The sequence below is a fragment of the Pontibacter sp. Tf4 genome (genome assembly GCF_014212495.1).
Classification (GTDB): domain Bacteria; phylum Bacteroidota; class Bacteroidia; order Cytophagales; family Hymenobacteraceae; genus Pontibacter.
The window spans coordinates 1-5383 of the sequence record NZ_JACKZC010000018.1; the positions used below are offsets into that span (position 1 = coordinate 1).

Consider the following 5383-nt stretch of genomic DNA (forward strand, 5'->3'; position numbering starts at 1 on the left):
AAAAGAGTTCTTTGAGAGAGTGGAATTGAAACAGACAAGCACAAAGTCTAAATGGTGGGGCCGGCCACCTTTAAAAAATCCGGCAGAAAGATTAGCAAGCATACAGGGGCTGGATCAGGCGAGACACATTTAAAGATTTTCTTACAATGGAGAGTTTGATCCTGGCTCAGGATGAACGCTAGCGGCAGGCCTAATACATGCAAGTCGAACGAGTTCAGTTCTTTCGGGGACTGGATTAGTGGCGCACGGGTGCGTAACGCGTATGCAACCTACCTTCCACAGGGGGATAGCCCACCGAAAGGTGGATTAATACCGCATAACATCACGAGAGGGCATCCTTTTGTGATCAAAGCTGAGGCGGTGGAAGATGGGCATGCGTGCCATTAGCTAGTTGGTAGGGTAGAGGCCTACCAAGGCTCCGATGGCTAGGGGTTCTGAGAGGATGGTCCCCCACACTGGTACTGAGACACGGACCAGACTCCTACGGGAGGCAGCAGTAGGGAATATTGGGCAATGGCCGAGAGGCTGACCCAGCCATGCCGCGTGCAGGAAGAAGGCCTTCTGGGTTGTAAACTGCTTTTATCAGGGAAGAAAACGCTCCTGCGGGGGTAACTGACGGTACCTGATGAATAAGCACCGGCTAACTCCGTGCCAGCAGCCGCGGTAATACGGAGGGTGCAAGCGTTGTCCGGATTTATTGGGTTTAAAGGGTGCGTAGGCGGCCCGTTAAGTCAGCGGTGAAATCCCACGGCTCAACCGTGGAACTGCCGTTGATACTGGCGGGCTTGAGTTCGGTCGAGGCGGGCGGAACTGGTGGTGTAGCGGTGAAATGCATAGATACCACCAAGAACCCCGATTGCGTAGGCAGCTCGCTGGGCCGAAACTGACGCTGAGGCACGAAAGCGTGGGGAGCGAACAGGATTAGATACCCTGGTAGTCCACGCCGTAAACGATGATGACTCGATGTTGGCGATACACTGTCAGCGTCCAAGCGAAAGCGTTAAGTCATCCACCTGGGGAGTACGCCCGCAAGGGTGAAACTCAAAGGAATTGACGGGGGCCCGCACAAGCGGTGGAGCATGTGGTTTAATTCGATGATACGCGAGGAACCTTACCTGGGCTAGAATGCGCGTGACCGCCTCAGAGATGAGGCTTTCCTTCGGGACACAAAGCAAGGTGCTGCATGGCTGTCGTCAGCTCGTGCCGTGAGGTGTTGGGTTAAGTCCCGCAACGAGCGCAACCCCTACCTTTAGTTGCCAGCGCGTCATGGCGGGGACTCTAAAGGGACTGCCTTCGCAAGAAGTGAGGAAGGCGGGGACGACGTCAAGTCATCATGGCCCTTACGCCCAGGGCTACACACGTGCTACAATGGCCGGTACAGAGGGTCGCCACCTGGCAACAGGGCGCCAATCTCAAAAAGCCGGTCTCAGTTCGGATCGGAGTCTGCAACTCGACTCCGTGAAGCCGGAATCGCTAGTAATCGCGTATCAGCAATGACGCGGTGAATACGTTCCCGGGCCTTGTACACACCGCCCGTCAAGCCATGGAAGTCAGGGAGACCTGAAGCCGGTGACCGTCATAGGAGCCGTCTAGGGTAAAACTGGTAACTGGGGCTAAGTCGTAACAAGGTAGCCGTACCGGAAGGTGCGGCTGGATCACCTCCTTTCTAGAGGCCTTGTTCCGGTCCTTTTGCTTTTCTTGCAAAGACTTGGCGAAGGCTGTTTCAATTCTTTTTCTCAAAAGATCTTTTTACTGTATTGTACTGGTGGCCGGCCTTTGGCGGTAGTTTTTTTAAAAGCTACGGATTGCTATAGAGAAGGCGTAGCCCTGACAGCGGGGGCTTGTAGCTCAGGTGGTTAGAGCGCTACACTGATAATGTAGAGGTCCGTGGTTCGAGTCCACGCAGGCCCACTAATAATACCTGGGGGATTAGCTCAGCTGGCTAGAGCGCCTGCTTTGCACGCAGGAGGTCAACGGTTCGACTCCGTTATTCTCCACCAGTTTTTACTCCTTGTAGAGTAAGCCAAATGCATCAAGTAAAGACGACAGGTTTTTACTTCACATTTCAGCAACACACAAGACAGCTGGTCCCTGATCACTGTTTACTGTTACCTGAAACAAAGTTCTTTGACAAGTTGGGAAAAAAGAGAAAGTAATTCACGTGGCTATGGCAACATAGTCCGGGAATGCGAGCAAGTAGAAAAAAGACTGCGGGCCGGCATGGCGTAAGCTGTGACGGCCGGGAACGCAGAGAAGGGCGTACGGGGGATGCCTAGGCTCTCAGAGGCGATGAAGGACGCGACAAGCTGCGATAAGCTGCGGGGATTGGCACATACAAGTTGATCCGCAGGTTTCCGAATGGGGCAACCCAGTAGCATGAAGTGCTACTACCCTACGGGGGGCAAACCCGGGGAACTGAAACATCTAAGTACCCGGAGGAAGAGAAAACAATAGTGATTGCGTCAGTAGTGGCGAGCGAACGCGCAAGAGCCCAAACCAGTGCTGTTACGGCAGTGCTGGGGTTGTAGGACCACGAGGTGGGACCAAAAATTGAAGTGTAAGTACCTGGGAAGGTACACCGGAGAAGGTGATAGTCCTGTGCACGTAAGCTTTTTGGCCCTAGTGGTATCCTGAGTAGGGCGGGACCGGAGAAATCCCGCCTGAATCCAGCGGCACCATCCGCTAAGGCTAAATACTCCTGAGAGACCGATAGTGAACCAGTACTGTGAAGGAAAGGTGAAAAGTACCCTGAATAAGGGGGTGAAATAGATCCTGAAACCGTGCGCCTACAAGCGGTCGGAGCCCTTTCGTGGGGTGACGGCGTGCCTTTTGCATAATGAGCCTACGAGTTGCTCCTCTCTGGCAAGGTTAAGACTTTTTAGGGTCGGAGCCGCAGCGAAAGCGAGTCTGAATAGGGCGTGCAGTCAGAGGGGGCAGACGCGAAACTTTGTGATCTACCCATGGGCAGGATGAAGGTTGGGTAACACCAACTGGAGGTCCGAACCAGTTTACGTTGAAAAGTATTTGGATGACCTGTGGGTAGGGGTGAAAGGCCAATCAAACTGAGAAATAGCTCGTACTCCCCGAAATGCCTTTAGGGGCAGCGTCGTGGTGGAGTCAAGCGGAGGTAGAGCTACCGATAGGACTAGGGGGAGTCACATCCTACCGAATCCTGACGAACTCCGAATGCCGCTTTGATATACACGGCAGTGAGGCCAGGGGTGCTAAGGTCCCTGGCCGAGAGGGAAAGAACCCAGACCGTCGGCTAAGGTCCCCAAGTCTATACTAAGTTGAACAAAGGGGGTCCAGTTGCTTAGACAGCCAGGAGGTTGGCTTGGAAGCAGCCATTCCTTTAAAGAGTGCGTAACAGCTCACTGGTCGAGCGACAGGGCATCGATAATAATCGGGCATCAAGTATAGCACCGAAGCTGCGGATTGTAGTTTACTACACTGGTAGGGGAGCATTCCAAGGGCGATGAAGGTGTGCCGGCAAGGCATGCTGGAGCGCTTGGAAAAGCAAATGTAGGCATAAGTAACGATAATGCAGGCGAGAAACCTGCACACCGAAAGACCAAGGTTTCCTGATCAACGCTAATCGGATCAGGGTTAGTCGGGTCCTAAGGCCGAGGCGAAAGCGCAGGTCGATGGACAGCTGGTTAATATTCCAGCACCGGCTATGTATAGCGATGCGGTGACGGAGAAGTGAAAGGACTGCGTACTGACGGAATAGTACGTTGAAGGCCGTAGGTAGTGGACCAGGAGTAAAGTACCCTGGTCTAGCTGAAAGCTGATAGTACTCCAAGGCTTCGGCCACGGAGATAATGTCCCTAATCCGGCTCCCAAGAAAACCCGCTAAGCGTTTAAATACATAGCCGCCCGTACCGCAAACCGACACAGGTGGTCGAGGAGAGAATCCTAAGGTGCTCGAGTGAATCACGGCCAAGGAACTCGGCAAAATGGCCCTGTAACTTCGGGAGAAGGGGCGCTGACAGCAATGTCAGCCGCAGTGAAAAGGCCCAGGCGACTGTTTAACACAAACACATGGCTTTGCTAAATCGAGAGATGACGTATAAGGCCTGACACCTGCCCGGTGCTGGAAGGTTAAGAGGGGATGTTAGCCGCAAGGCGACGCATTGAATCGAAGCCCCAGTAAACGGCGGCCGTAACTATAACGGTCCTAAGGTAGCGAAATTCCTTGTCGGGTAAGTTCCGACCTGCACGAATGGTGTAACGATCTGGGCGCTGTCTCAGCCGTGAGCTCGGTGAAATTGTAGTCTCGGTGAAGATGCCGAGTACCCGCAACGGGACGGAAAGACCCCATGAACCTTTACTATAGCTTAGCATTGACGCTGGGTAACTCATGTGTAGGATAGGCCGGAGGCTATGAAGCGGTGTCGCCAGGCATCGTGGAGCCATCCTTGAAATACGGCCCTTGAGTTGCTTGGCGCCTAACCTGACCAAAGGGGACAGTGCTTGGTGGGTAGTTTGACTGGGGTGGTCGCCTCCAAAACAGTAACGGAGGCTTTCAAAGGTGCCCTCAGCACGCTTGGTAACCGTGCGCAGAGCGCAATAGCATAAGGGCGCTTGACTGTGAGGCCTACAAGCCGAGCAGGGTCGAAAGACGGATATAGTGATCCGGTGGTTCCGCATGGAAGGGCCATCGCTCAAAGGATAAAAGGTACTCTGGGGATAACAGGCTGATCTCCCCCAAGAGCTCATATCGACGGGGAGGTTTGGCACCTCGATGTCGGCTCGTCACGTCCTGGGGCTGGAGAAGGTCCCAAGGGTTCGGCTGTTCGCCGATTAAAGTGGCACGCGAGCTGGGTTCAGAACGTCGTGAGACAGTTCGGTCCCTATCTGTTGCGGGCGTTGGAGATTTGCGGGGTTCTGACCTTAGTACGAGAGGACCGGGTTGGACGAGCCGCTGGTGCACCTGTTGTATCGCCAGATGCAGCGCAGGGTAGCTACGCTCGGATGGGATAAGCGCTGAAAGCATCTAAGTGCGAAACCCACCCCAAGATGAGATCTCCCTGGAAGGGCCGTCCGAGACGAGGACGTTGATAGGTGGCAGGTGTAAAGCTGGTGACAGCAAAGCCGAGCCATACTAATTGCCCGGGTGCGTTCCCACCCTAGCTTCGGCTAGGACAAGCGAGCCGGTTCCTGCACGCGCAGGACCTGTCCGCAGCCTTTACCCTACTGGCCGCTCTCTTTTTACCCCTAACTTATCAACTAACTTAAAGCATCAGCTACGGTAAGGCCCGTAGAAAAATAATGGTGGCTATGGCTCCGGTGAGCACCTCTTCCCATCCCGAACAGAGAAGTTAAGCCCGGACGCGCCGATGGTACTGGAGTCACATCCGGGAGAGTAGGTGGCCGCCAACCC

2 tRNA genes and 3 rRNA genes are annotated in these 5383 nt (G+C 54.2%); all 5 read left to right on the forward strand.

Annotated features, from left to right (window positions below):
- The first annotated feature begins 143 nt into the window (after nucleotides 1–143).
- The 5 genes from H7F15_RS19240 to rrf all read left to right on the forward strand — a co-directional run bounded on the left by H7F15_RS19240 (nucleotide 144) and on the right by rrf (nucleotide 5382).
- A 16S ribosomal RNA gene (locus H7F15_RS19240) occupies nucleotides 144–1666 on the forward strand.
- A gap of 171 nt (nucleotides 1667–1837) precedes the next feature.
- A tRNA-Ile gene (locus H7F15_RS19245) sits at nucleotides 1838–1911 on the forward strand.
- Between the two features lie 12 nt (nucleotides 1912–1923).
- A tRNA-Ala gene (locus H7F15_RS19250) sits at nucleotides 1924–2000 on the forward strand.
- A gap of 241 nt (nucleotides 2001–2241) precedes the next feature.
- Nucleotides 2242–5128 (forward strand): 23S ribosomal RNA (locus tag H7F15_RS19255).
- A gap of 142 nt (nucleotides 5129–5270) precedes the next feature.
- Nucleotides 5271–5382 (forward strand): 5S ribosomal RNA (gene rrf / locus H7F15_RS19260).
- The 16S, 23S and 5S rRNA genes sit together here with 2 tRNA genes alongside, the layout of an rRNA operon.
- The last annotated feature ends 1 nt before the right edge of the window (nucleotide 5383 follow it).